Annotated in this window: 28 protein-coding genes; all 28 read right to left on the bottom strand. The window is 65.9% G+C overall.

The genetic code is table 11. The features are described from left to right. Positions 1 to 200: 200 nt before the first annotated feature. The 28 genes from rplO to rplL all read right to left on the bottom strand — a co-directional run bounded on the left by rplO (position 201) and on the right by rplL (position 24,160). On the bottom strand, positions 201 to 830 hold the full coding sequence (rplO, locus tag ASG53_RS03860; protein WP_179912126.1) for a 50S ribosomal protein L15: 630 nt from the start codon (positions 828 to 830) through the stop codon (positions 201 to 203). Positions 831 to 832: 2 nt separating this feature from the next. Beyond that, positions 833 to 1,015, bottom strand: coding sequence for a 50S ribosomal protein L30 (gene rpmD, locus ASG53_RS03855; protein ID WP_012867926.1), 183 nt, complete (start codon positions 1,013 to 1,015; stop codon positions 833 to 835). Beyond that, complete coding sequence (gene rpsE / locus ASG53_RS03850; RefSeq protein WP_056128705.1) at positions 1,015 to 1,686, bottom strand: 30S ribosomal protein S5; 672 nt, start codon at positions 1,684 to 1,686, stop codon at positions 1,015 to 1,017. The genes rpmD and rpsE overlap by 1 nt, the downstream gene beginning before the upstream one ends. 40 nt (positions 1,687 to 1,726) lie before the next feature. Next, entirely contained in the window at positions 1,727 to 2,098 is a 372-nt protein-coding gene (gene rplR / locus ASG53_RS03845) for a 50S ribosomal protein L18 (RefSeq protein WP_056128702.1), read from the bottom strand. A 2-nt stretch (positions 2,099 to 2,100) separates the two neighbouring features. Then, positions 2,101 to 2,640 (bottom strand): 50S ribosomal protein L6, encoded by a 540-nt coding sequence (gene rplF, locus ASG53_RS03840; protein ID WP_056128700.1) that lies wholly within the window; start codon positions 2,638 to 2,640, stop codon positions 2,101 to 2,103. A 24-nt stretch (positions 2,641 to 2,664) separates the two neighbouring features. After that, the gene (rpsH, locus tag ASG53_RS03835; protein WP_012867930.1) at positions 2,665 to 3,063 is read right to left on the bottom strand and encodes a 30S ribosomal protein S8; all 399 of its coding nucleotides are present in this window, start codon (positions 3,061 to 3,063) and stop codon (positions 2,665 to 2,667) included. 75 nt (positions 3,064 to 3,138) lie between these two features. Further along, a complete protein-coding gene (locus ASG53_RS03830) occupies positions 3,139 to 3,324 on the bottom strand; it encodes a type Z 30S ribosomal protein S14 (protein WP_012867931.1) in 186 nt (61 codons plus the stop codon). Position 3,325: 1 nt separating this feature from the next. Then, the gene (gene rplE / locus ASG53_RS03825; protein ID WP_012867932.1) at positions 3,326 to 3,895 is read right to left on the bottom strand and encodes a 50S ribosomal protein L5; all 570 of its coding nucleotides are present in this window, start codon (positions 3,893 to 3,895) and stop codon (positions 3,326 to 3,328) included. Beyond that, positions 3,895 to 4,245 carry a 50S ribosomal protein L24 gene (gene rplX, locus ASG53_RS03820; RefSeq protein WP_012867933.1) on the bottom strand — a complete coding sequence of 117 codons (351 nt, stop codon included), beginning with the start codon at positions 4,243 to 4,245 and terminating at the stop codon, positions 3,895 to 3,897. Before rplX ends, rplE begins: the two co-directional genes overlap by 1 nt. Before the next feature lie 2 nt (positions 4,246 to 4,247). Beyond that, the gene (gene rplN, locus ASG53_RS03815; protein ID WP_012867934.1) at positions 4,248 to 4,616 is read right to left on the bottom strand and encodes a 50S ribosomal protein L14; all 369 of its coding nucleotides are present in this window, start codon (positions 4,614 to 4,616) and stop codon (positions 4,248 to 4,250) included. Between the two features lie 161 nt (positions 4,617 to 4,777). Next, entirely contained in the window at positions 4,778 to 5,080 is a 303-nt protein-coding gene (rpsQ, locus tag ASG53_RS03810; RefSeq protein WP_056128698.1) for a 30S ribosomal protein S17, read from the bottom strand. A 7-nt stretch (positions 5,081 to 5,087) separates the two neighbouring features. After that, complete coding sequence (gene rpmC / locus ASG53_RS03805; protein ID WP_056128695.1) at positions 5,088 to 5,327, bottom strand: 50S ribosomal protein L29; 240 nt, start codon at positions 5,325 to 5,327, stop codon at positions 5,088 to 5,090. After that, positions 5,327 to 5,746 carry a 50S ribosomal protein L16 gene (rplP, locus tag ASG53_RS03800; RefSeq protein ID WP_012867937.1) on the bottom strand — a complete coding sequence of 140 codons (420 nt, stop codon included), beginning with the start codon at positions 5,744 to 5,746 and terminating at the stop codon, positions 5,327 to 5,329. Before rplP ends, rpmC begins: the two co-directional genes overlap by 1 nt. 2 nt (positions 5,747 to 5,748) lie before the next feature. Beyond that, positions 5,749 to 6,579 carry a 30S ribosomal protein S3 gene (gene rpsC / locus ASG53_RS03795; RefSeq protein WP_012867938.1) on the bottom strand — a complete coding sequence of 277 codons (831 nt, stop codon included), beginning with the start codon at positions 6,577 to 6,579 and terminating at the stop codon, positions 5,749 to 5,751. Beyond that, positions 6,579 to 6,950, bottom strand: coding sequence for a 50S ribosomal protein L22 (rplV, locus tag ASG53_RS03790; protein ID WP_012867939.1), 372 nt, complete (start codon positions 6,948 to 6,950; stop codon positions 6,579 to 6,581). Before rplV ends, rpsC begins: the two co-directional genes overlap by 1 nt. Positions 6,951 to 7,011: 61 nt before the next feature. After that, positions 7,012 to 7,293 carry a 30S ribosomal protein S19 gene (gene rpsS / locus ASG53_RS03785; RefSeq protein WP_012867940.1) on the bottom strand — a complete coding sequence of 94 codons (282 nt, stop codon included), beginning with the start codon at positions 7,291 to 7,293 and terminating at the stop codon, positions 7,012 to 7,014. A gap of 15 nt (positions 7,294 to 7,308) precedes the next feature. Then, positions 7,309 to 8,148, bottom strand: a complete 840-nt coding sequence (rplB, locus tag ASG53_RS03780; RefSeq protein WP_056128683.1) for a 50S ribosomal protein L2 — start codon at positions 8,146 to 8,148, stop codon at positions 7,309 to 7,311. Positions 8,149 to 8,180: 32 nt separating this feature from the next. Then, entirely contained in the window at positions 8,181 to 8,486 is a 306-nt protein-coding gene (gene rplW / locus ASG53_RS03775) for a 50S ribosomal protein L23 (protein ID WP_056128680.1), read from the bottom strand. Next, a complete protein-coding gene (gene rplD / locus ASG53_RS03770; protein WP_056130617.1) occupies positions 8,483 to 9,187 on the bottom strand; it encodes a 50S ribosomal protein L4 in 705 nt (234 codons plus the stop codon). The genes rplW and rplD overlap by 4 nt, the downstream gene beginning before the upstream one ends. A gap of 4 nt (positions 9,188 to 9,191) precedes the next feature. Next, entirely contained in the window at positions 9,192 to 9,851 is a 660-nt protein-coding gene (rplC, locus tag ASG53_RS03765; RefSeq protein ID WP_056128676.1) for a 50S ribosomal protein L3, read from the bottom strand. 20 nt (positions 9,852 to 9,871) lie between these two features. Further along, positions 9,872 to 10,180 carry a 30S ribosomal protein S10 gene (gene rpsJ, locus ASG53_RS03760; protein WP_012867945.1) on the bottom strand — a complete coding sequence of 103 codons (309 nt, stop codon included), beginning with the start codon at positions 10,178 to 10,180 and terminating at the stop codon, positions 9,872 to 9,874. Positions 10,181 to 10,684: 504 nt separating this feature from the next. Further along, positions 10,685 to 11,875, bottom strand: coding sequence for an elongation factor Tu (gene tuf / locus ASG53_RS03755; protein ID WP_056128674.1), 1,191 nt, complete (start codon positions 11,873 to 11,875; stop codon positions 10,685 to 10,687). Positions 11,876 to 12,006: 131 nt separating this feature from the next. Then, positions 12,007 to 14,109, bottom strand: coding sequence for an elongation factor G (gene fusA / locus ASG53_RS03750; protein WP_056128660.1), 2,103 nt, complete (start codon positions 14,107 to 14,109; stop codon positions 12,007 to 12,009). Between the two features lie 114 nt (positions 14,110 to 14,223). After that, positions 14,224 to 14,694: a 30S ribosomal protein S7 gene (rpsG, locus tag ASG53_RS03745; protein WP_012867950.1), complete on the bottom strand. Its 471-nt coding sequence runs from the start codon at positions 14,692 to 14,694 to the stop codon at positions 14,224 to 14,226. Position 14,695: 1 nt separating this feature from the next. Next, the gene (rpsL, locus tag ASG53_RS03740; protein WP_012867951.1) at positions 14,696 to 15,070 is read right to left on the bottom strand and encodes a 30S ribosomal protein S12; all 375 of its coding nucleotides are present in this window, start codon (positions 15,068 to 15,070) and stop codon (positions 14,696 to 14,698) included. A gap of 620 nt (positions 15,071 to 15,690) precedes the next feature. Further along, complete coding sequence (locus ASG53_RS03735) at positions 15,691 to 19,572, bottom strand: DNA-directed RNA polymerase subunit beta' (protein WP_056128657.1); 3,882 nt, start codon at positions 19,570 to 19,572, stop codon at positions 15,691 to 15,693. Between the two features lie 137 nt (positions 19,573 to 19,709). Beyond that, entirely contained in the window at positions 19,710 to 23,222 is a 3,513-nt protein-coding gene (gene rpoB, locus ASG53_RS03730) for a DNA-directed RNA polymerase subunit beta (RefSeq protein ID WP_056130614.1), read from the bottom strand. Between the two features lie 554 nt (positions 23,223 to 23,776). Further along, positions 23,777 to 24,160, bottom strand: coding sequence for a 50S ribosomal protein L7/L12 (rplL, locus tag ASG53_RS03725; RefSeq protein WP_056128654.1), 384 nt, complete (start codon positions 24,158 to 24,160; stop codon positions 23,777 to 23,779). Between the last annotated feature and the right edge of the window lie 24 nt (positions 24,161 to 24,184).

The following is a 24,184-nucleotide window of genomic DNA, read 5'->3' as shown; positions in this document are numbered from 1 at the left end:
GGCGGGAAGTCGTCACCGTCTGTGCGGCGTGTGGAGTCGGCACCGAGTGCTCGGCGCCTGTCGATCGCGTGCCGCTGACTCCAGCGGCGCGGGTGTGACTGGACGAGTCTAGTGGATGGCCTGGTCGGACCCGGACATCTGGACCCGCAGACGACAGCAGGGCCGGGAGCGCGTGTGCGCTGCCGGCCCTGCTGTGTGTGTCATGCCTGCGAGACGGAACCGCCAGCTGCAAGGATCTTGTCCTTGGCGGAGCCCGAGAGACGGTCGACCGTCACGTCGAGCTTCACGGTCAGCTCGCCCGTGCCGAGGACCTTGACGAGCTCGCCCTTGCGGACGGCGCCCTTCGCGACAAGGTCGTCCACCGTGACAGATCCACCCTCAGGGTAGAGCGCCGACAGCTTCTCCAGGTTCACGACCTGGTACTCGGTGCGGAACGGGTTCTTGAAGCCACGGAGCTTCGGAAGCCGCATGTGCAGCGGCATCTGTCCACCCTCGAAGCGCTCAGGAACCTGGTAGCGGGCCTTCTGGCCCTTGGTCCCGCGTCCAGCGGTCTTACCCTTGGACGCCTCACCACGACCCACGCGGGTCTTGGCGGTCTTGGCACCCGGAGCAGGACGCAGGTGGTGGACCTTGAGGGTCCCACCTGCACCGGCTGCGGCCACCGGCTCGACAGCCTCGGCCTTGGCGGCCTTGGTCGTCTTCGCCTTCGGGGCTGCCTTTGCGGGCGCCTCGGCTGCAGACTTCGCAGCAGGAGCCTTCTTGGCAGCCGTCTTCTTCACGGGTGCGTCGGTCTCGACGGCCGCGTCCTTCTTGTCTGACTTCTCAGCCATGATCACTCGACCTCCTCGACGGTGACGAGGTGCGCCACCGTGACGACCATCCCGCGGATCTCCGGGCGGTCTTCCTTCACGGCGGTGTCACCGATCCGCTTGAGGCCCAGAGTGCGCAGGGTGTCGCGCTGATTCTGCTTGCCGCCGATGGCGGACTTGACCTGGGTCACCTTGAGACGGGCCATCATGCACCTGCCTCTGCTGCCGGAGCCTTGCCCGCTGCCTGCGCACGGAGCATGGCCGCCGGGGCGACGTGCTCGAGCGGAAGGCCACGGCGAGCAGCAACCTGCTCGGGGAGCTCGAGGCCGCGGAGCGCCGCCACCGTCGCGTGGACGATGTTGATGGCGTTCGAGGACCCGAGGGACTTCGAGAGCACGTCGTGGATGCCGGCGCACTCCAGCACGGCGCGGACCGGTCCACCGGCGATCACACCGGTTCCCGGTGCGGCCGGACGGAGGAAGACGACACCAGCGGCTGCCTCGCCCGTGACGGGGTGAGGAACCGTGCCCTGGATGCGAGGAACCTTGAAGAAGTTCTTCTTGGCCTCTTCGACACCCTTGGCGATGGCCGCGGGAACTTCTTTGGCCTTGCCGTAGCCGACGCCGACGGTTCCGTCGCCGTCACCCACCACGACGAGAGCGGTGAAGCTGAAGCGACGACCACCCTTGACGACCTTGGCGACACGGTTGATGGTGACGACGCGCTCGACAAAAGCGCTCTTCTCAGCGGCGTCACCGCGACGACCGTCTCCGCCGCGGCCTCCGCCGCGACGGTCGTTCCTACGGTCGCTGTTGTTGTTCTCGGTGGTGGCGCCGCCCGTGGGGGCGCCGGTGGTGCTGCGCTGCCCTGCAGCCATCAGAGAGTCCTTTGCTTCGATGCGGAAGTGGTTCGCGTCATCACAGGGCCAGACCGCCTTCGCGGGCCCCGTCGGCGACTGCTGCCACTCGGCCGTGGTACTTGTTGCCCCCGCGGTCGAAGACGACTGCCTCGACACCAGCGGCCTTGGCACGCTCGGCGACGAGCTCGCCGATCTTGCGAGCCTTGGCGGTCTTGTCGCCGTCGAAGGCACGAAGGTCGGCCTCGAGGGTCGACGCCGAGGCGACGGTCTTGCCGACTGTGTCGTCCACGACCTGAGCGGTCATGTGACGAGCAGAGCGGGTAACCACGAGACGCGGCTGAGCAGCCGTGCCCGAGATCTTCTTGCGCAGGCGGAAGTGGCGGCGCTGACGCGCGACGGCCTTGCCCTTGCCCATGATCTTGAGAGCCATGGTTACTTACCAGCCTTTCCGGCCTTGCGACGGACGATCTCGCCCGCGTAACGCACACCCTTGCCCTTGTAAGGCTCGGGCTTGCGGATCTTGCGGATGTTCGCAGCGACCTCGCCCACCTGCTGCTTGTCGATGCCGCTGACCGAGAACTTGGTCGGGGCCTCGACGGCGAAGCTGATGCCCTCGGGGGCCGAGATGACCACCGGGTGGCTGAAGCCAAGTGCGAACTCGAGGTCGGAACCCTTTGCCGTCACGCGGTAACCGGTGCCGACGATCTCGAGCTTCTTCTCGTAGCCCTGGGTCACACCGGTGATGATGTTGGCCAGGAGCGTACGGGTGAGCCCGTGCAGGGCGCGTGAGGTGCGCTCGTCGTTGGGACGGGTGACCGCGAGGGCACCGTCCTCAGCGAGCGAGACCTCGATGGGGGCGGGGATGACGTGCTCGAGGGTTCCCTTGGGACCCTTGACCGTCACCAGCGCTCCGCTGATGCTGACGTCCACTCCGGAAGGAACCGGGACGGGGACTTTGCCGATACGGGACATGGCTATCTCCTCTCCGTCTTCCGATTACCAGACGTAGGCGAGGACTTCCCCACCCACGCCCTTCTGTGCGGCCTGCTTGTCGGTCAGGAGGCCTGAGGACGTGGACAGGATCGCCACACCCAGACCGCCGAGGACCTTCGGCAGGTTCGTGGACTTCGCGTACACACGAAGACCAGGCTTCGAGATACGGCGGATGCCGGCGAGCGAACGCTCGCGGCTCGGGCCGAACTTCAGCTGGATGGTGAGGTACTTGCCCACGGGCGCGTCCTCGACGGTCCAGCCGGAGATGTATCCCTCGGCCTGCAAAATCTCAGCAATGTGCGACTTCAGCTTCGAGAACGGCATCTGAACCGTCTCGTGGTAAGCCGAGTTCGCGTTACGCAGACGCGTGAGCATGTCTGCGATCGGGTCGGTCATCGTCATTGGGCTGTAGCCCTTCCTCGCCGGGGTATCCGGTCCGTGCCTCTACGGGCACCGTCCGGACCTACGACGTAGTTGTTACCAGCTGCTCTTGGTGACGCCGGGAAGCTCGCCGCGGTGCGCCATCTCGCGCACACAGATACGGCAGAGTCCGAACTTGCGGTACACAGAGTGCGGGCGACCGCACTTCTGGCACCGGGTGTAGGCACGAACCGCGAACTTGGGCTTTGCGGCTGCCTTGTTGACCAGGGCCTTCTTCGCCATGTCAGAGCTCCTTGAAGGGGAAGCCGAGACGCTTCAGGAGCGAACGGCCCTCAGCGTCGGTGGTCGCGGTCGTCACGATGGTGATGTCCATACCGCGAACGCGGTCGACCTTGTCGGGGTCGATCTCGTGGAACATGGACTGCTCGTTCAGACCGAACGTGTAGTTGCCGTGTCCGTCGAACTGCTTGGGCGAGAGCCCACGGAAGTCACGGATACGCGGGAGCGCGATCGACAGCAGACGGTCGGCGAACTCCCACATGCGGTCGCCGCGCAGCGTCACGTGGGCGCCGATGGGCATCCCCTCGCGAAGCTTGAACTGGGCGATCGACTTGCGGGCCTTCGTGACCTGCGGCTTCTGACCGGTGATGGCTGTGAGGTCGCGGATGGCGCCCTCGATCAGCTTGGCGTCCTTCGCAGCGTCTCCGACACCCATGTTGACGACGATCTTCGTGAGACCGGCGACCTGGTTGACGTTCTCGTGCGAGAACTCCTCGTGGAGCGCCGGGAGGATCTCCGCGGCGTAGCGGGCCTTGAGGCGAGGCTGTGCCTTCGCGTACGTCTCGGTGCTCATCAGATGTCCTTCGCGGTGTCGCCGTGACCGCGGGTCACGCGGACACGGACCGTACGAGTACGACCGTCTCGCTCGACCTGCTCGGTGCGGGCACCGATGCGCTTGCCGCGCTTTGCCTCGGCGTCGTAGAACTGCACGTTGCTGACGTGGATCGGAGCCTCGACAGACTCGATCCCGCCCGTGCGGGTCCCACGCTGGGTCTGGCCGACCTTGACGTGCTTGGTGACGCGCTGGACACCCTCGACGATGACGCGGTCGGAGTCCGTGAGGACCTCGAGGACGCGACCAGTCTTGCCCTTGTCACGACCGGCGATCACGATCACCGTGTCGCCCTTCTTGATCTTCGCCATGTTCAGAGCACCTCCATCGCCAGCGAGATGATCTTCATGAACTTCTTGTCGCGCAGCTCGCGGCCGACAGGGCCGAAGATGCGGGTTCCACGGGGCTCGCCGTCAGCCTTGAGGATGACAGCGGCGTTCTCGTCGAACTTGATGTAGGAACCGTCGGGACGACGGCGCTCCTTGGCGGTCCGGACGATGACGGCCTTGACCACGTCGCCCTTCTTGACGTTCCCGCCGGGGATCGCGTCCTTGACGGTTGCGACGATGGTGTCGCCGATACCGGCGTAGCGACGGCCCGACCCACCGAGAACGCGGATGCAGAGAATCTCCTTGGCACCCGTGTTGTCGGCGACTCGAAGTCGCGACTCCTGCTGAATCATGTGGTGAACTCCTGTCGTCGAGCTGGTTCTCGTCGTAACGAGCCTTGCCGAACGGATAGCTGACAAGCACTGTAGTAGCTCGTCTCACCCCTGTGGGGCGGACCCGTGGTGACCACAGGTCCGCCCCTCAGGCGTCAGATCTCTACTTCCAAGTGCTGGTGTTACTTGGCCTTCTCGAGGATCTCCACCAGTCGCCACCGCTTGGTAGCGGACAGCGGGCGGGTCTCCATGATGAGGACGAGGTCACCCGTACCAGCAGCATTCTGCTCGTCGTGCGCCTTGACCTTCGAGGTGCGTCGGATCACCTTACCGTAGAGCGGGTGCTTGACCCGGTCTTCGACCTCGATGACGACGGTCTTGTCCATCTTGTCGCTCACCACGTAGCCGCGCCGCGTCTTGCGGTTCGGCCGGCTGGCGGCGACGTCCTGCTCTGCAGCTGCCTCAGCAGTTGTCTTCTCGCTCATGTCAGCCTCACTCACTCACGCTCGGTGCGGTACGGATGCCGAGCTCGCGCTCACGCAGGATCGTGTAGATCCGCGCGATGTCGCGACGAACAGCCTTGAGCCGACCGTGGCTCTCCAGCTGGCCGGTGGCCGACTGGAAGCGGAGGTTGAAGAGCTCCTTCTTGGACTTCTCCAGCTCGGCGACAAGCTTCTCGTCGTCGAAGCCGTCCAGCTCGCTAGGAGCCAGATCCTTGGTTCCGAAAGCCATCAGTTGCCACCACCCTCGCGCACCACGAAACGGCACTTCATCGGGAGCTTGTGGATAGCGCGACGCATAGCCTCCCGGGCCAGCTCTTCCGGGACACCGGCGAGCTCGAAGACGATCCGGCCGGGCTTGACGTTCGCGATCCACCACTCGGGGGAACCCTTACCTGAACCCATTCGGGTCTCCGCAGGCTTCTTGGTCAGCGGACGGTCAGGGTAGATGTTGATCCAGACCTTGCCACCACGCTTGATGTGGCGGGTCATGGCGATACGAGCAGCCTCGATCTGACGGTTCGTGACGTAGGCCGGCTCGAGAGCCTGGATTCCGTACTCGCCGAACGCGATCGTGGTACCACCGGTCGCGGCGCCGGAGCGCCCCGGGTGGTGCTGCTTGCGGTGCTTCAGCCTGCGCGGGATCAGCATGCTCAGGCCTCCGTTCCGGTCGGAGCGGCCGGGGCAGCCTCTGCCGGAGCAGCAGCAGCCTGGTCGGCCTGGGCGGGCGCCTCGGCAGCGGCCGGACGCTCGTTACGACGGCCGCCACGAGCGGGACGCTCGCCGCGCGGGCCACCACGGGGCGCACGAGGCGCCTGGTTCGCCTGCGAAGCCGCGAACTCCTTCTCCGTCATGTCACCCTTGTAGATCCACACCTTGACGCCGATACGGCCGAAGGTGGTGCGGGCCTCGAAGAAGCCGTAGTCGATGTTCGCGCGGAGGGTGTGCAGCGGCACACGGCCTTCGCGGTAGAACTCGCTGCGGCTCATCTCTGCGCCACCGAGACGACCTGCGCACTGGACACGGATGCCCTTGGCGCCGGCGCGCTGGGCGGACTGCATGCCCTTGCGCATCGCACGGCGGAACGAGACGCGGCTCGCGAGCTGCTCGGCGATCCCCTGGGCCACGAGCTGAGCATCGATCTCAGCGTTCTTGACCTCGAGGATGTTGAGCTGGACCTGCTTGCCCGTGAGCTTCTCGAGCTCGCCGCGGATGCGGTCTGCCTCGGCGCCACGACGACCGATCACGATGCCCGGACGGGCAGTGTGGATGTCGACGCGGACGCGGTCGCGGGTGCGCTCGATCTCAACCTTCGAGATTCCAGCGCGCTCGAGACCGGTGCTCATGAGCTTGCGGATCTGGACGTCCTCACGGACGTAGTCGCGGTAGCGCTGACCGGGCTTGGTGCTGTCGGCGAACCACCGCGAGCGGTGGTCGGTCGTGATGCCGAGACGGTACCCGTGCGGGTGAACCTTCTGTCCCACTATCGGGCCCTTCCCTTCGTGTCTTCGCGCGGGGCGACAACCACGGTGATGTGGCTGGTCCGCTTGAGGATCTGGCTGGCTCGCCCCTGCGCACGGGGGCGGAACCGCTTGAGGGTCGGCCCCTCGTCGACGAACGCAGCCGTGACGACGAGCTGCTGCTCGTCGAAGGCCACGCTCGCGCGGTCTGCCTTGACCCGTGCATTCGCGATCGCGCTCTCCACGACCTTGCGAATCGGCTCGCTGGCGGCCTGCGGTGCAAACTTCAGCACCGCGACGGCCTCAGTGGCCTGCTTGCCACGGATGAGATCCACGACGCGCCGGGCCTTCTGGGGCGTGACGCGGATGAACCGCACCTGCGCCTTGGCTTCCATTGCTGTCCTGCCTTCTTGTCTGGTCATGACCAAGAGGTCCCTGTCGCTGCTGACCCGGGGGTCAGCGGCGACGGCCCTTCTTGTCGTCCTTCACGTGGCCACGGAAGGTGCGCGTCGGAGCGAACTCGCCGAGCTTGTGACCCACCATCGACTCGGTGACGAACACCGGGGTGTGCTTGCGTCCGTCGTGCACGGCAAACGTGTGACCGAGGAAGTCGGGCGTGATGACCGACCGACGGGACCAGGTCTTGATGACGTTCTTGGTCCCCTTCTCGTTCTGGACGTCCACCTTCTTCTGAAGGTGGCCGTCAACGAAGGGGCCCTTCTTGAGGCTACGAGGCATCTGTCAGGCTCCTTATCAACGCTTCTTGTTGCCGGTACGACGGCGACGGACGATGAGCTTGTCGCTCGCCTTGTTGGGACGACGGGTGCGACCCTCTGCCTGGCCCCAGGGGCTGACAGGGTGACGACCACCGGAGGTCTTCCCTTCACCACCACCGTGCGGGTGGTCGATCGGGTTCATGGCGACACCACGGACTGTCGGGCGCTTGCCCTTCCAGCGCATGCGGCCGGCCTTGCCCCAGTTGATGTTCGACTGCTCGGCGTTGCCGACCTCACCGATGGTGGCGCGGCAGCGCAGGTCGACGTTGCGGATCTCGCCGGACGGCATGCGCAGCTGCGCGAAGTTGCCGTCCTTGGCCACGAGCTGCACCGACACACCAGCCGAACGTGCGATCTTCGCGCCGCCGCCGGGCTTGAGCTCGATGGCGTGGATGACCGTACCGGTCGGGATGTTGCGAAGAGGCAGGTTGTTGCCGGGCTTGATGTCAGCACCGGCGCCGTTCTCGATCGCGTCACCCTGACGCAGCTTGTTCGGAGCGATGATGTAGCGCTTCTCGCCGTCCGCGTAGTGCAGCAGCGCGATGCGGGCGGTCCGGTTCGGGTCGTACTCGATGTGAGCGACCTTGGCGGGCACGCCGTCCTTGTCGTGGCGACGGAAGTCGATGACGCGGTACGCACGCTTGTGGCCACCACCCTTGTGACGGGTGGTGATACGGCCGGAGCTGTTACGGCCACCGGTCTTGTGGAGCGGGCGGATCAGCGACTTCTCCGGCTCCGAGCGCGTGATCTCGACGAAGTCGGCGACGCTGGCGCCGCGGCGTCCGGGCGTCGTCGGCTTGTACTTACGGATTCCCATGGGGATCTGTCCTCAATCTGCTCTCGGCCGGCTCAGCCGACCGGGCCACCGAACATGTCAATCGAACCCTCACGGAGGGAGACGATTGCACGCTTGGTGTCCTTGCGCTTGCCGATACCGAAACGGGTCCGCCGGGTCTTGCCCTTGCGGTTGATCGTGTTGACGGAGGCGACCTTGACATCGAAGATCTTCTCGATGGCGATCTTGATCTCCGTCTTGTTCGACCGCGGGTCGACGAGGAAGGTGTACTTCCCCTCGTCGAGCAGGCCGTAGCTCTTCTCCGAGAGGACCGGCGCGATCAGGATGTCGCGGGGGTCCTTCTGGACGGTGGTGCTCACTTGGCGTCCTCCTTCGCGAGCTGTGCCGACTCGGACTCGGTCGCGACGGCCTTGACCGAAGAACCTGTCGTGGGCCCGGCGAGGAACGCGTCGAGCGCGCCCTGCGTGAAGACCACGTCGTCAGAGACGAGCACGTCGTAGGTGTTGAGCTGGTCAGCGACCAGGAGGTGCACCTGCTCAGCGTTGCGGAGCGACTTCACCGTGAGCTCGTCACCGCGCTCGAGCACAACGAGGACGTTGCGGCGAGGAGCGAGGTTGGAGAGCGAGGTGAGAGCCTGCTTGGTCGACGGCACGCCGTCGACACCGAAACCGGTGACGACGTGGATGCGGCCTGCGCGAGCCCGGTCGGACAGGGCGCCGCGGAGAGCAGCAGCCTTCATCTTCTTGGGGGTGCGCTGCGAGTAGTCGCGAGGCGTGGGGCCGTGGACGACTCCACCACCGGCGAACTGAGGAGCACGGGTCGAGCCCTGACGGGCGCGGCCGGTCCCCTTCTGCTTGTACGGCTTGCGTCCACCACCGCGGACCTCGCCGCGGCTCTTGGTGTCGTGCGTACCCTGACGGGCTGCAGCGAGCTGCGCGACGACGACCTGGTGGATCAGCGGGATGTTCGTCTGGACGTCGAACACCTCGGCGGGGAGGTCGGTCGTGCCGGCCTTCTTGCCTGTGGCGTCGATGACGTCGACGGTGAGCGTTTCAGACATGTCTTCACGCACCCTTCGCGGCACTACGCACGAGGACGACGCCGCCCTTAGGTCCGGGAACTGCACCCTTGACGAGGAGCAGGCCCTTCTCGGCGTCGACCGCGTGAACGGTCAGGTTCTGCGTGGTCTGACGGTCAACACCCATCCGACCAGCCATGCGCACACCCTTGAACACGCGCGACGGGGTCGAGGCCCCACCGATCGAGCCGGGCTTGCGGTGGTTCTTGTGGGCACCGTGGGACGCGCCGACTCCGTGGAATCCGTGGCGCTTCATGACTCCTGCGAAGCCCTTACCCTTGGTGGTCCCGATGACGTCCACGACACTGCCGGAGGCGAAGGCCTCGGCGGTGAGCTCCTGGCCGAGCGTGAACTCGCCGGCGTCGGACGTACGGATCTCGGTCACGTGACGGCGCGGGGTGACCCCGGCCTTCTCGAAGTGACCCTTCAGCGGCTGCGAGACCTTGCGCGGGTCGATCTGGCCGTAGGCGAGCTGGACGGCTGCGTAGCCGTCGACCTCAGCTGTACGGACCTGGGTCACCACGTTGGTGCCGACCTGGACCACGGTCACGGGAACGAGGCGTCCTGCCTCGTCCCAGACCTGGGTCATCCCGAGCTTGGTTCCGAGCACGGCCGTGACGGGCCGTTCGTTCTGCTGGGTAGCCATAGTGATGTCCTCCCCCAGCCTCAGAGCTTGATCTCGATGTTCACGTCCGCGGGCAGGTCGAGACGCATGAGCGAGTCGACCGCCTTCGGCGTGGGATCGATGATGTCGATGAGCCGCTTGTGCGTGCGCATCTCAAAGTGCTCGCGGCTGTCCTTGTACTTGTGAGGCGAACGGATAACGCAGAACACGTTCTTCTCCGTCGGCAACGGCACCGGGCCCACGACCGTCGCACCAGCGCGTGTCACCGTGTCGACGATCTTGCGCGCCGAGCTGTCGATGACCTCGTGGTCGTAGGACTTGAGCCGGATGCGGATCTTCTGTCCCGCCATGGCGTCGTCTGACTCTTTCTCTCGAACTGTCCGACCCCCGCGCTCGGGCGTGTCGCTCTGGGCGACAACCTCTTGCGCTGCACCACTGCGTGGTACGGGGCCGTTGGAAATGTGAACCGCTGCTGATCGTGAGCACTGCGTGCCCGACGATGCCCAGCTGATCACAACGTCTTCTCACCTGTGTGGAACCGGGGTCCCGTGGCGCCTCGATCTGTCGAAGAACAGAGAGCTCAACACACGGCAACGGCCCTCCTCTGGGAGGACCCGCGGTTCAACACACTGTTCGACTTGAGAATGAGCGCGCCCGTAACAGGCAACTTGACTAGTCTGCCACGGCGAGGTGGAAAAGCCAACCCACGCCGGGTTGTGACCTGCACCGCCCCTCTGCCGGCAGGCTCAGGAGGTACCTCCAGGCACCTCCCCCGCCCCCAGACGCACGAAGACCCGGCAGCCACGAGGGCTGCCGGGTCTCCGGACGAGCTAGCTGGTCAGCTAGGCACTAGATCACTTGAGGATCTTGGTGACCTGGCCCGATCCAACGGTGCGGCCACCCTCACGGATAGCGAAGCCGAGGCCCTCTTCCATGGCGATCGGCTGGATGAGCTCGACCGTCATCTCGGTGTTGTCGCCAGGCATGACCATCTCGGTGCCCTCGGGCAGCGTGATGACGCCGGTGACGTCCGTGGTGCGGAAGTAGAACTGCGGACGGTAGTTCGAGTAGAACGGGTTGTGACGCCCGCCCTCGTCCTTGGCAAGGATGTAGACGCGAGCCTCGAACTCGGTGTGCGGCGTGATGGAGCCGGGCTTGACCACGACCTGGCCACGCTCGACGTCCTCGCGCTTGATGCCGCGGAGGAGGAGACCGGTGTTGTCGCCAGCCTGTGCCTCGTCCATGGACTTGTGGAACGTCTCGATGCCGGTGACGGTCGTCTTCTGCGCGGGGCGGATTCCGACGATCTCGACCTCAGAGTTGAGCGCGAGCGCTCCACGGTCGACCTTGCCGGTGACGACGGTTCCACGACCGGTGATCGTGAAGACGTCCTCGATCGGCATGAGGAAGGGCTTGTCGAGGTCGCGGACGGGGTCCGGGACGTTCTCGTCGACAGCTTCCATCAGGTCCTCGACGGACTTGACCCACTCAGCGTCGCCCTCGAGAGCCTTGAGGCCCGAGACGCGCATGACCGGGGCGTTGTCGCCGTCGAAGCCCTGAGCGGAGAGGAGCTCACGCACCTCCATCTCGACGAGCTCGAGGATCTCTTCGTCCTCGACCATGTCGGCCTTGTTCAGCGCGACCAGCAGGTAGGGGACACCAACCTGGCGGGCGAGCAGAACGTGCTCACGGGTCTGAGCCATCGGGCCGTCGGTCGCCGCGACCACGAGGATCGCGCCGTCCATCTGAGCGGCACCGGTGATCATGTTCTTGATGTAGTCAGCGTGACCGGGAGCGTCGACGTGCGCGTAGTGGCGCTTGCCCGTCTCGTACTCGATGTGCGCGATGTTGATCGTGATACCGCGCTGCTTCTCTTCCGGTGCCTTGTCGATCTCGTCGAACTTGAACTCAGGGTTCACGTCCGGGAACTTGTCGTGCAGCACCTTGGAGATCGCCGCCGTCAGCGTCGTCTTGCCGTGGTCAACGTGACCGATGGTTCCGATGTTGACGTGCGGTTTGGTCCGCTCGAACTTGGCCTTCGCCACTGGGGTCCTCCTGGGACTTGGGTAGTCGTGCCGAACGATGCAGATACTAGCTCGTTTCAGCGGTGTATCTGCGGGGCGTGCGGGTCGCTACAGGTTGATGGTGGTGATACTACGGTTCGACCTGTGGGGACTCACTCGCCCCGGGTCTTCTTGATGATCTCTTCGGCAACGTTCCGAGGAACCTCGGAGTAGCTGTCGAACTGCATCGAGTACACGGCACGACCCTGGGTCTTCGACCGAAGGTCACCGATGTACCCGAACATCTCTGACAACGGCACCTGGGCCCGGATGACCTTGACGCCTGTCGCGTCCTCCATCGACTGGATCATCCCGCGACGCGAGTTGATGTCGCCGATGACGTCACCCATGTACTCCTCAGGAGTACGGACCTCAACTGCCATGACCGGCTCAAGGATAACCGGGTCAGCCCGCTTGACGCCCTCCTTGAGGACCATCGAGCCGGCAATCTTGAACGCCATCTCCGAGGAGTCGACGTCGTGGTAGGCGCCGTCGATGACGGTGGCCTTGACACCCACGAGCGGGAAGCCTGCGAGGACACCCTGGCTCATCGCCGCCTGGATACCGGCGTCGATGCTGGGGATGTACTCGCGAGGGATACGACCACCCGTGACAGCGTTGACGAACTGGTACAGCTCGCCCTCGGCGGTCTCGAGGGGCTCGAAGGTGACCTGCACCTTGGCGAACTGACCCGATCCACCGGTCTGCTTCTTGTGTGTGTAGTCGATCTTCTCCGCCGTGCGGCGGATCGTCTCGCGGTAGGCCACCTGCGGCTTGCCGACGTTGGCCTCGACGTTGAACTCGCGACGCATACGGTCGACGAGGATGTCGAGGTGGAGCTCGCCCATGCCGCCGATGACGGTCTGGCCGGTCTCGTCGTCCAGCTTGACGCGGAACGTCGGGTCCTCTTCGGCGAGCTTCTGGATGGCGACCGAGAGCTTCTCCTGGTCGGCCTTCGTCTTCGGCTCGATGGCCACGTCGATGACGGGCTCGGGGAAGGTCATGGACTCGAGCACGACAGGGCTCGACACGTCGGTGAGGGTGTCACCCGTCGTGGTGTCCTTGAGGCCGATGACCGCGTAGATGTGACCCGCGCTCGCCGAGGCGACAGGGTTCTCCTTGTTGGAGTACATCTGGAAGATCTTGCCCAGGCGCTCCTTCTTCCCCTTGGAGGAGTTGAGGAGCTGTGCGCCGGGCTCGACCTTGCCGGAGTACACGCGGATGTACGTCAGCTTGCCGAAGAACGGGTGAGCCGCGACCTTGAAGGCGAGAGCCGCGAAGGGCTCCGTGGCGTCCGGGTGGCGCTCGATGACCTTCTCGAAGTCACGCACGTCGTGGGCGTCGATGGCCGGCACGTCGAGGGGCGACGGGAGGTAGTCGATGACGGCGTCGAGCATGGGCTGGACGCCCTTGTTCTTGAACGCCGAGCCGCAGAGGACCGGGAAGGCCTCGCCGGCGACGGTGAGCGCGCGGATCGCGGTCTTGATCTCGGGGATCGTGACCTCTTCGCCGCCGAGGTACTTCTCGAGGAGCTCTTCGCTCGACTCGGCGACGTCCTCGATGAGCTGGGCACGGTACTGCTGTGCCTTCTCGACGAGGTCGGCCGGGATCTCCTCGGTCGTGTACGCCTCGCCCATCTTGGTCTCACCGCGCCACATGAGGGCCTTCATCTCGAGCAGGTCCACCACGCCGGTGAACTCGCTCTCGGACCCGATGGGCAGCTGGATGACCAGCGGCTTCGCCTTGAGGCGGTTGATGATGGTGTCGACGGTGAAGTAGAAGTCCGCGCCGAGCTTGTCCATCTTGTTGACGAAGCAGATGCGGGGGACGTTGTACTTGTCGGCCTGGCGCCAGACCGTCTCGGACTGGGGCTCGACGCCCTCCTTGCCGTCGAAGACGGCGACAGCGCCGTCGAGGACGCGGAGCGAGCGCTCGACCTCGACCGTGAAGTCGACGTGTCCGGGCGTGTCGATGATGTTGATCTGGTTCTTGTTCCAGAAGCAGGTCACGGCCGCGGACGTGATGGTGATGCCGCGCTCCTTCTCCTGCTCCATCCAGTCAGTCGTCGATGCGCCGTCGTGGGTCTCACCGATCTTGTAGTTGACCCCGGTGTAGAACAGGATCCGCTCGGTGGTCGTCGTCTTGCCAGCATCGATGTGGGCCATGATGCCGATGTTGCGGACCTTGTTCAGGTCGGTGAGCACGTCCTGTGCCACGGTTTACCTCTTACTGATGGGGGACGGAGCGAGACAAGAGACTGCCGGCCCCGCGAGGGAGGGCAGCGGATGGCCCGGTGCCCCGAGGGAGTACCTCGGGGCACCGGTGCGCCATTACCAGCGGTAGTGCGCGAAGGCCTTGTTGGACTCGGCCATCTTGTGGATGTCCTCACGGCGCTTGACAGCGGCACCGAGGCCGTTGCTCGCGTCGAGGATCTCGTTCATGAGGCGCTCGGTCATCGTCTTCTCGCGACGGGCGCGGGAGTAGTCGGTGAGCCAGCGCAGGGCGAGCGTCGTGGCACGCGCGGGGCGGACCTCGACGGGGACCTGGTAGGTCGCTCCACCGACACGGCGCGAGCGCACCTCGAGGGCGGGGCGGACGTTCTCGAGCGCACGCTTGAGCACGACGACGGGGTCACCCGCGGTCTTCTCGCGCACACCTTCGAGGGCACCGTAGACGATCGCCTCAGCGGTCGACTTCTTGCCGTCGAGGAGAACCTTGTTGATCAGCTGCGTGACGACCGGCGATCCGTAGACCGGGTCGATGACGAGTGGCCGCTTCGGGGCCGGACCCTTACGAGGCATCTCAGCTCTTCTCCTTCTTCGCGCCATAACGGCTGCGAGCCTGCTTGCGGTTCTTGACACCCTGGGTGTCGAGTGCGCCGCGGATGACCTTGTAGCGAACACCGGGGAGGTCCTTCACACGACCGCCGCGGACGAGCACGATCGAGTGCTCCTGGAGGTTGTGGCCGACACCGGGGATGTAGGCGGTGACCTCGACGCCGGAGGAGAGCTTCACGCGGGCAACCTTGCGGAGCGCGGAGTTCGGCTTCTTCGGGGTCGTGGTGTAGACGCGGGTGCACACACCGCGTCGCTGGGGCGAGCCCTTGAGGGCGGGGGTCTTGGACTTCGAGACCTTAGATGTCCGCCCCTTGCGGACGAGCTGCTGAATCGTGGGCACTGCGTCTCCGTGTCTACTCGAGCCCACCGAGATGATCTCGGTGCTGGCTGTGGCATGCGTTGCTGGTCTGTGTCCGCGCTGGGTGCACGAGGGCACCGCAGCTTCAGCTGCACTACGCCACGTACCACCGGCTCGATGGTCCAGAGCGACGCCAGGCGCCGATCCGGAAAAGCCCGCCGCGTCGTCTGGCCGTCGTGGTCCGGTCGTGTCGACCGGCGACCCCTGGCCTCCACCCGTCGAGCCAGAGCAGCGAGCTGCTCGGCGATCAGCGGAGGACGTCTGGGACGCACGATGGCCCGAGAGCACGGGCACGGTGCTCAACACTACCCGGCGGAGCCCCGGAGGTCAACGTCGCTGGCCAGGGTCCCACGAGCCGCCGTGGAGCGAATGGCGGCCGCTCTCCCAGAACCCTGGTCGAGGAGCTCGCGACGCGCTGGAGAGCGCGGTCTTGCGCGCGTCTCTCCCCCACCGAGGACGCTCCGGGAGCCGTGCGCAGAGGCCTGCTGAGTGCGCCCCTCTCCCCCTCTGGCGGACGAGCAGGCCCACTCCCCCGACAGCACAGCAGGGCGGCTCCCGGAGGAGCCGCCCTGCTGTGTCAGACGGTCGAGATCAGATCTCGGTCAGCGGAAGTCCGGACCGAAGTCGATGTCCTCGAGCGGGATGGCCTCGCCCGAGCCCATGCCGAGCGCGGGGAAGTCGATCTCGTCGTACCCGAAGCTCGGGTACAGCTCGGCCTTCGCCTCTTCGGTCGGCTCGACGGTGACCTCGTGGTAGCGGGGCAGACCCGTACCGGCGGGGATGAGCTTTCCGAGGATGACGTTCTCCTTGAGGCCCAGCAGCGGGTCGCGGCGACCGCTCATGGCGGCCTCCGTGAGCACGCGGGTGGTCTCCTGGAAGGACGCCGCAGACAGCCACGAGTCGGTCGCGAGCGACGCCTTCGTGATGCCCATGAGCTCAGGACGACCCGAGGCCGGCTGACCACCCTCGGCGACAGCCTGGCGGTTGGCGTTCTCGAAGCGGCCACGCTCGGCGAGCTCGCCGGGCAGCAGGATCGAGTCACCCGAGTCGAGCACGGTCACGCGACGCAGCATCTGCCGGACGATGACCTCGATGTGCTTGTCGTGGATGTCCACACCCTGCGAGCCGTAGACCTCCTGGACCTCGTCCACCAGGTGCTTCTGGGTGGCACGCGGTCCGAGGATGCGCAGGACCTTCTTCGGGTCGACAGCACCCTGGACGAGCTGGGTGCCGACGACGACGTCCTGTCCGTCCTCGACAAGCAGGCGCGAACGCTTGGTGACCGGGTATGCGATCTCCTCGGAGCCGTCCTCGGGGGTGAGGACGATCCGACGGGTCCGCTCGGAGTCATCGATCGTGATCTTGCCGGAGTACTCCGCGATCGGGGCCTCACCCTTGGGGGTGCGGGCCTCGAAGAGCTCGGTGACACGGGGCAGACCCTGCGTGATGTCGTCGGCCGACGCCACACCACCGGTGTGGAAGGTACGCATGGTCAGCTGCGTACCGGGCTCACCGATCGACTGGGCCGCGATGATGCCGACGGCCTCGCCGATGTCCACGAGCTTGCCGGTCGCGAGCGAACGGCCGTAGCAGCGGGCGCAGGTACCGACGTGCGACTCGCAGGTGAGCACGGAGCGCACCTTGAGGGTCGTGACGCCCGCAGCGAGCAGCGCGTCGATGAGCACGTCTCCGACGTCGTCGCCCGACTTGCCGAGCACCTTGCCGTCGACCTCGACCGAGGCGGCCAGGGTGCGCGAGTAGATGCTCTGCTCGACCTTGGCGTGGCGCACGAGGCGACCGTCACCGAGGTCTTCGCCCACGGGGAGCGTGAGACCGCGCTCGGTCCCGCAGTCGTCCTCGCGGACGATGACGTCCTGCGAGACGTCGACGAGACGACGGGTCAGGTAGCCCGAGTCTGCTGTGCGCAGAGCCGTGTCGGCCAGACCCTTACGAGCACCGTGCGTGGCGATGAAGTACTCGAGGACCGAGAGGCCCTCACGGTAGTTGGACTTGATCGGGCGAGGGATGATCTCACCCTTCGGGTTCGCCACGAGACCACGCATACCGGCGATCTGACGGACCTGCATCCAGTTACCACGAGCACCCGAGCCGACCATCCTGTAGACCGTGTTGCGCGCAGGGAAGTTCTCCTGCATCGCCTTCGCGACCTTGTCGGTGGCCTGGGTCCAGATCTCGATGAGCTCCTGGCGGCGCTCGTCGTCGGTGATCAGACCCTTGTCGAACTGCTGCTGCACCTTGAGAGCACGAGCCTCGTGCGCCTCGAGGATGGCAGCCTTCTCGGCCTTCGGCGTCGCGACGTCGGAGATCGAGATGGTGATGCCCGAGCGGGTCGCCCAGCGGAAGCCGGCGGCCTTAAGAGCGTCGAGCGACTCGGCGACCTCGACCTTGGGGTAGGTCTCGGCCAGCTCGTTGACGATCTGCGACAGACGCTTCTTGTCCACGACCGAGTTCACGTACGGGTACGTGACAGGGAGCAGCTCGTTGAAGAGCGCGCGACCCAGGGTGGTGGTGAAGAGGAGCGGCTCGCCCTCGACCCAGCCCTCGGGAGCCTCGAAGCCGGAGACCGGCGGGACGAGACCCTCCATGCGGATCGTGACGACGGCGTTGAGGTCCAGGCTGCCCTGGTCGAAGGCCATGACGGCCTCGGACACGGAGCTGAACGCGCGGCCCTCGCCGATCGGGTCGACCTTGTCGCTCGTCAGGTGGTACAGACCGATGATCATGTCCTGCGAGGGCATGGTGACCGGACGACCGTCAGACGGCTTGAGGATGTTGTTGCTCGAGAGCATGAGGATGCGCGCCTCGGCCTGGGCCTCGGCGGACAGCGGCAGGTGGACAGCCATCTGGTCACCGTCGAAGTCGGCGTTGAACGCCGCGCAGACGAGCGGGTGCAGGTGGATGGCCTTGCCCTCGACGAGCTGAGGCTCGAAGGCCTGGATACCCAGGCGGTGCAGGGTGGGTGCACGGTTGAGCAGCACGGGGTGCTCGGTGATGACCTCTTCGAGGACGTCCCACACCGCGGACTTCGCGCGCTCGACCATGCGCTTGGCGCTCTTGATGTTCTGAGCGTGGTTGAGGTCGACGAGACGCTTCATGACGAAGGGCTTGAAGAGCTCGAGCGCCATCTGCTTCGGCAGGCCGCACTGGTGCAGCTTGAGCTGAGGACCGACCACGATGACCGAACGGCCCGAGTAGTCCACGCGCTTGCCGAGGAGGTTCTGGCGGAATCGACCCTGCTTGCCCTTGAGCATGTCGGAGATCGACTTGAGCGGGCGGTTGCCCGGTCCGGTGACCGGACGTCCACGACGACCGTTGTCGAACAGCGAGTCGACAGCCTCCTGGAGCATGCGCTTCTCGTTGTTGACGATGATCTCGGGTGCACCGAGGTCGAGGAGGCGCTTCAGGCGGTTGTTGCGGTTGATCACGCGGCGGTACAGGTCGTTGAGGTCGGACGTCGCAAAACGTCCACCGTCGAGCTGCACCATCGGACGCAGGTCCGGCGGGATGACCGGGACGGCGTCCAGGACCATGCCCGTGGGCGAGTTGGTCGTGGTGAGGAACGCGTTGACGACCTTGAGGCGCTTGAGGGCGCGGGTCTTCTTCTGGCCCTTGCCGGAGCGGATGATCTCGCGCAGCGAGGTCGCCTCGGCGTCGAGGTCGAAGTCCTGGAGCCGCTTCTGGATCGCGGCGGCACCCATCGAACCCTCGAAGTAGTTGCCGTAACGGTCCTGGAGGGCACGGTAGAGCATCTCGTCGCCTTCGAGGTCGGCGACCTTGAGGTTCTTGAACTTGTCCCAGACCTGCTCGAGGCGCTCGAGCTCGGCGTCAGCACGCTTGCGCAGCTGAGCCATCTCGCGCTCGGCCGAGTCGCGCACCTTGCGGCGTGCGTCGGCGCGGGCGCCCTCGGCCTCGAGCTCGGCGAGGTCGGCCTCGAGACGGCGTGCGCGCGTCTCGATGTCGTTGTCGCGACGGTCGGTGATCTCCTTCTTCTCCAGGTCGATCTCGTTCTGGAGGTTCGGGAGGTCTTCCTGGCGGCCGTCGACGTCGACCGACGTCACCATGTACGCGGCGAAGTAGATGACCTTCTCGAGGTCCTTCGGCGCGAGGTCGAGCAGGTAGCCGAGGCGGGACGGCACACCCTTGAAGAACCAGATGTGAGTGACGGGCGCGGCGAGCTCGATGTGGCCCATGCGCTCACGACGCACCTTCGAGCGCGTCACCTCGACGCCGCAGCGCTCACAGATGATGCCCTTGAAGCGCACGCGCTTGTACTTGCCGCAGTAGCACTCCCAGTCCCGGGTCGGACCGAAGATCTTCTCGCAGAAGAGTCCGTCCTTCTCGGGCTTGAGGGTGCGGTAGTTGATGGTCTCAGGCTTCTTGACCTCGCCATGCGACCAGGTGCGGATGTCGTCTGCCGTGGCCAGTCCGATACGCAGCTCGTCGAAGACATTGACGTCGAGCAAGGTGGTCCTACTTCCTTCGTCTGCCGGCCTGGTCGGGATGTGTCCCGTCACCGGCGCGGTGGAGGTGCTACAGGGTGTCGGATGGGGCAGGGGTGGAGGTCCCAGCAGGGACTACGCACCCCCGCCCGTCACCGAGATCAGATCTCGTCGATGCTCGCTGCTGCGTTGGGGCGACGCGACAGGTCGATACCGAGCTCTTCAGCGGCGCGGTACACGTCGTCGTCAGACTCGCGCATCTCGATCGAGGTGCCGTCGCTCGAGAGCACCTCGACGTTCAGGCACAGCGACTGCATCTCCTTGAGGAGGACCTTGAAGGACTCCGGGATGCCCGAGTCGGGGATGTTCTCGCCCTTGACGATCGCCTCGTAGACCTTGACACGGCCCGGGACGTCGTCCGACTTGATGGTCAGGAGCTCCTGCAGGGTGTACGCAGCTCCGTACGCCTCGAGGGCCCAGACCTCCATCTCACCGAAGCGCTGGCCACCGAACTGGGCCTTACCACCGAGCGGCTGCTGGGTGATCATCGAGTACGGACCCGTCGAGCGCGCGTGGATCTTGTCGTCCACCAGGTGGTGGAGCTTCAAGATGTACATGTAGCCGACAGCCACGGCCTCGGGGAACGGCTCGCCGGAGCGGCCGTCGAAGAGGCGTGCCTTGCCGTCGGGCTGCACCATGCGTGCGCCGTCGCGGTTCGGGAGGGTGCTCTGGAGCAGACCCGAGAGGGCGTTCTCCTGGAGACCGTCGAAGACCGGTGTCGCCACAGGGTTGCGCGGCTCGGAGGTCGCTGCGACCGCGGGGACGTTCTCCTTCCAGGAGAGGTCACCCTCAGTCGCGAGGTCGATGTCCCAGCCCTGCGCGGCGATCCACCCGAGGTGGACCTCGAGCACCTGACCGACGTTCATTCGTCCCGGGACACCCATCGGGTTGAGGACGATGTCGACGGGCGTGCCGTCCTCGAGGAACGGCATGTCCTCGACCGGGAGGATCGTCGAGATGACGCCCTTGTTCCCGTGACGGCCGGCGAGCTTGTCACCCGCGGTGATCTTGCGTCGCTGAGCGATGTACACGCGGACCAGCTCGTTGACGCCGGCGGGCAGCTCGTCGCCGTCCTCACGGTTGAACGTGCGGACCTCGATGACCGTGCCGGACTCGCCGTGGGGCACCTTGAGGGACGTGTCGCGGACCTCGCGGGCCTTCTCGCCGAAGATCGCGCGGAGCAGGCGCTCCTCCGGGGTGAGCTCGGTCTCGCCCTTGGGCGTGACCTTTCCGACGAGCACGTCGCCCGAGCTGACCTCGGCGCCGATGCGGATGATGCCGCGCTCGTCGAGGTCGGCGAGGACGTCCTCGGAGACGTTCGGGATGTCCCGGGTGATCTCCTCAGGGCCGAGCTTCGTGTCGCGGGCGTCGACCTCGTGCTCCTCGATGTGGATCGAGGAGAGGACGTCGTCCTGGACCAGACGCTGGCTGAGGATGATCGCGTCCTCGTAGTTGTGACCCTCCCACGACATGAACGCCACGAGCAGGTTGCGGCCGAGCGCGAGCTCGCCCTCGTCCGTCGCGGGGCCGTCGGCGAGCACCGAGCCGACCTCGACCCGGGCGCCCTCGTCGACCAGCACGCGCTGGTTGTAGGAGGTTCCCTGGTTGGAGCGGCGGAACTTCGCGGCGCGGTAGCTCGTGGTGGTCGCGTCGTCGTTGGCGACGACGATGAGGTCTGCGGAGACCTCGGTGACCACACCGGGCTTCGTGGCGACGATGACGTCACCGGCGTCGATCGCGGCACGACGCTCCATGCCGGTACCGACGAAGGGGGCCTCCGACCGGACCAGCGGGACAGCCTGGCGCTGCATGTTGGCACCCATGAGGGCGCGGTTGGCGTCGTCGTGCTCGAGGAACGGGATGAGGGCCGTCGCGACCGACACCATCTGGCGCGGCGAGACGTCCATGTAGTCCACGTTCGAGCCGAGGACGTCGTCGGTCTCTCCACCCTTGAGGCGGACCAGGACGCGCTCCTGACGGAACGAGCCGTCCTCGTTGAGCTCCGTGTTCGCCTGGGCGATGACGTAGCGGTCCTCGTCGTCAGCCGTGAGGTACACGACGTCGTCGGAGACCTTGCCGTTCTCGACCTTGCGGTACGGCGTCTCGATGAAGCCGAAGGGGTTGATACGACCGAAGGACGCGAGCGAGCCGATGAGGCCGATGTTCGGGCCCTCAGGGGTCTCGATCGGGCACATGCGGCCGTAGTGCGACGGGTGGACGTCACGGACCTCCATGCCGGCGCGGTCGCGGGACAGACCACCCGGGCCCAGCGCGGACAGACGACGCTTGTGCGTCAGACCGGCGAGGGGGTTGTTCTGGTCCATGAACTGCGAGAGCTGGGAGGTCCCGAAGAACTCCTTGATCGACGCCACGACGGGGCGGATGTTGATCAGGGTCTGCGGGGCGATCGCCTCGACGTCCTGCGTCGTCATGCGCTCGCGCACGACACGCTCCATCCGAGACAGGCCGGTACGGACCTGGTTCTGGATGAGCTCGCCGACGGCGCGGATACGACGGTTGCCGAAGTGGTCGATGTCGTCGGTCTCGACGCGGACCTCGACGGCCTCGCCGTTCTTGACGCCGTCGAGAGCGGTGACGTCGGCGTGCAGGGCTGCGAGGTACTTGATCGTCTTGACGATGTCGGTGACGGTCAGGACCGAGTCGGCCAGGGGCGCGTCGATGCCGAGCTTCTTGTTCACCTTGTAGCGGCCGACCTTCGCGAGGTCGTAGCGCTTGGAGTTGAAGTAGAAGTTCTCGAGGAGCGAGCGACCGGCCTCGACCGTGGGCGGCTCGCCCGGACGGATCTTGCGGTAGAGGTCGACGAGCGCCTCTTCCTCGGTCGTGACGTTGTCCTTCTCGAGGGTGTCGAGGATCGAGGGGAAGGCCGCGAACTCCTCGCGGATCTCCGACTCGGTCATGCCGAGGGCCTTGAGGAGGACCGTGACGGACTGCTTGCGCTTGCGGTCGACGCGGACGCCCACGGCGTCGCGCTTGTCGATCTCGAACTCGAGCCACGCACCACGCTGCGGGATGATCTTCGCGGAGAAGATGTCCTTGTCGCTGGTCTTGTCGGCGGCACGCTCGAAGTACACGCCGGGCGAACGGACGAGCTGCGAGACGACGACGCGCTCGGTGCCGTTGATGATGAAGGTGCCGCGCTCGGTCATCAGGGGGAAGTCACCCATGAAGACCGTCTGGCTCTTGATCTCGCCGGTGTTGTAGTTGAAGAACTCCGCCGTGACGAACAGCGGCGCCGCGTAGGTGAAGTCCTTCTCCTTGCACTCCTCGGCCGTGTGCTTCGGGGGCTCGAAGCGGTGGTTGGAGAACGAGAGAGACATCGAGGAGCCGAAGTCCTCGATCGGTGAGATCTCTTCGAAGATCTCTTCCAGGCCTGAGGTCTCCGGCACGTCCTGGGTCCCGAGCTTCATGGCTGCCGCAACACGCGCGCGCCACTTCTCGTTGCCCAGGAGCCAGTCGAAGCTGTCGGTCTGGAGGCCGAGGAGGTCAGGGACCTCGAGCGGCTCAAAAATCTTGGCGAAGGAGACGCGCCGAGATGCGGTGCGGTTCGCGATTGCGTCGGCGGACGGAGCAGAAGGGGTGCGCGAGGCAGCCAAGAGGGGTCCTTCCCTGCGGATCGAGTGCACGCTGTTGCGCTTGTGAGCCTGGTCGTCCACCCTTGTGGTGTCATCGACACCTGGGTCCCTGTCACAGCCGTGGTTTCACGGCAGCCCCGGGGGCTCACGGATCCTCAGGTCAGATGCCGAGACGGGCTCGGAGCTCTCTCCGAGGGTCGCGGACCGTTCCAGTCGGTTCCGTGAGTGGCTTCGCAGGCACACGCCAGCGCAAAGCGATAGCATAGCCGACCGGGCCAAGTACATGCAACCCGGTCGAGGCGCGCGCAGGATGGCCGGTTGGATGACCGGCGGACCGGTCCCGGCTGCGCGCGAGCGTGGACGACAAGAGTCGACCCCGCAGTCGCCCGGACCGTCGCTCTCGCGCGGCAGCCCGGAGCCCGGCGTCCCCCTGCGAGAGGTGCGGACCGGCGGAGCCGGTCCCGACGTCGAGCAGACGAGAAGGCCCGCACCCCTCGAGGGGGTGCGGGCCTTCTCGCACGATGTGGTCCGCGCAGACGCCAGGCGTCTAGGCGGCCCGAGCCCGGAGGCTCAGATCACTTGAGGGTGACCGTCGCGCCGGCGCCCTCGAGGGCAGCCTTTGCCTTCTCGGCGGTCTCCTTGTTGGCGGCCTCGAGGACCGGCTTCGGAGCACCGTCGACGAGGTCCTTGGCCTCCTTGAGACCGAGGCTCGTGAGGGCACGCACCTCCTTGATGACCTGGATCTTCTTGTCGCCAGCAGCCTCGAGGATGACGTCGAACTCGTCCTTCTCCTCCTCGGCCTCGGCGGCAGCAGCAGCCGGGCCAGCAACGGCGACAGCGGCCGGAGCAGCTGCGGTGACCTCGAAGGTCTCCTCGAATGCCTTCACGAACTCAGAGAGCTCGATGAGGGTGAGTTCCTTGAAAGCTCCGATGAGCTCTTCGGTGGTGAGCTTCGCCATGGTCGGCGTCCTTCCTAGTTGTCC

It is taken from the genome of Sanguibacter sp. Leaf3, assembly GCF_001425965.1.
GTDB classification, from domain to species: Bacteria; Actinomycetota; Actinomycetes; order Actinomycetales; family Cellulomonadaceae; genus Sanguibacter; species Sanguibacter inulinus.
Note: the sequence above shows the minus strand (reverse complement) of the source record. Positions and strands in the feature narration are given on the sequence as shown.